The following is a 1078-nucleotide window of genomic DNA, read 5'->3' on the forward strand; positions in this document are numbered from 1 at the left end:
GTAAGGTGATCACAGGAAGACTGAGCAAACCTCCGGCCAGCGTTCCGGTTCCTAAATTAGAAATCCCGATACCATACCCAAAACCAGTGCCTGCTGATGTTAAAATCAACGAAGTCAGAAGCGCAAACTTTCCACGATACCAGGACGGGTTTGCGATCGAGTTACATACAAAGCTACCACATCGGGGGAAAGGCAGATGGGTATACAGATCTTTGGCTTCCATAGCCACCAGACTCGCAAATACACGGATAAATTCTGGTAGCTGCTTTGAAGGAACACGAATCCAATAGACGCTATCGTTCTCCTCTCTTCTTTCGAGATGGAGGTAAACGTTTCTGATTTCGGTTGGAACAAAGTGGACAAAATTCTTGGATCCAGCAACGGGTTGACTGGTTAAGGGCTCAACTAAAGGAGTCGATTCACGCTCATTATCAGAATCAAAGATATGCACTAAAACTGGCGACTGAGCGGGTCCAGATGTCTGGGAAACTGACAAGCCCCCAATGGCCTCACACTCAACGGGTTGATTAAGATCAACCGATGATAACTTAAGGGATTGACCTTGGGCAGATACAGACAAACCCTCATTTGCTTCAAGCTCCAGGTCTATAGAATCACCAACCAATGTCAAATCTTCCAGCAGGCGCTGGACAGTCAGTGGCATGCCCTCGACTGATTGCTCCTGCTCTCCATCATCACTCATTGACGTGAAATCAATGGGTTGACTCTGGGTAGATATTGGCAAGCCCCCGACTGCTCCAGACTCATGGCCTTCATCATTACCGATTGACGTGAAATCAAGGGGTTGACTCTGGGTAGATATTGGTAAGCCCCCGACTGCTCCGGGCTTATGGCCTTCATCATTACCGATTGACGTTAAATCAAGGGGTTGACTCTGGGTAGATATTGGCAAGCCCCCGACTGCTCCAGGCTCATGGCCTTCATCATTGCCAATTGACGTTAAATCAAGGGGTTGACTCTGGCTAGATAATGGCAAGCTCTTGACTGCCCCATGCCCATGGCCTTTATCATTGCCAATTGACGTCAAATGAAGGGGTTGACTCTGGGTAGATATCGG

The 1078-nt window shown here is 48.1% G+C and carries 1 protein-coding gene; it reads right to left on the minus strand.

Going from position 1 to position 1078, the window contains the following annotated elements; genetic code table 11:
• Window positions 1-997: hypothetical protein (locus KDK19_RS06975; protein WP_257291617.1), on the minus strand; the 997-nt coding region annotated here is incomplete at its 3' end.
• Window positions 998-1078 lie beyond the last annotated feature (81 nt).

The sequence above is a fragment of the Endozoicomonas sp. ONNA1 genome (assembly GCF_024606325.1).
In the GTDB taxonomy this organism is placed as follows: Bacteria; Pseudomonadota; Gammaproteobacteria; order Pseudomonadales; family Endozoicomonadaceae; genus Endozoicomonas_A.